The 339-nt window shown below is 64.0% G+C and carries 1 protein-coding gene; it reads left to right on the forward strand.

The genetic code is table 11. From position 1 onward, the window contains the following. Window positions 1-339 (forward strand): glycosyl hydrolase family 18 protein (locus GTW43_RS05850; RefSeq protein ID WP_237536432.1); only part of this gene is annotated, 339 nt, incomplete at both ends.

The following is a 339-nucleotide window of genomic DNA, read 5'->3' on the forward strand; positions in this document are numbered from 1 at the left end:
GAGTACGGCTTCGACGGCGTCGACATCGACCTCGAGAACGGCCTCAACTCGACGTACATGACCAAGGCGCTGCGTCAGCTCGCCGCGAAGGCCGGACAGAAGTTCGTGCTCACCATGGCACCGCAGACGATCGACATGCAGTCCACGGCCGGCGAGTACTTCAAGACCGCGCTCAACGTGAAGGACGTCCTCACGGTCGTCAACATGCAGTACTACAACAGCGGTTCGATGCTCGGCTGCGACGGCAAGGTCTACAGCCAGGGCTCGGTCGACTTCCTGACCGCGCTCGCCTGCATCCAGCTGGAGGGCGGCCTCGACCCGTCCCAGGTCGGCATCGGC

Source organism: Streptomyces sp. SID5785 (assembly GCF_009870065.1).
Taxonomy (GTDB): Bacteria; Actinomycetota; Actinomycetes; order Streptomycetales; family Streptomycetaceae; genus Streptomyces.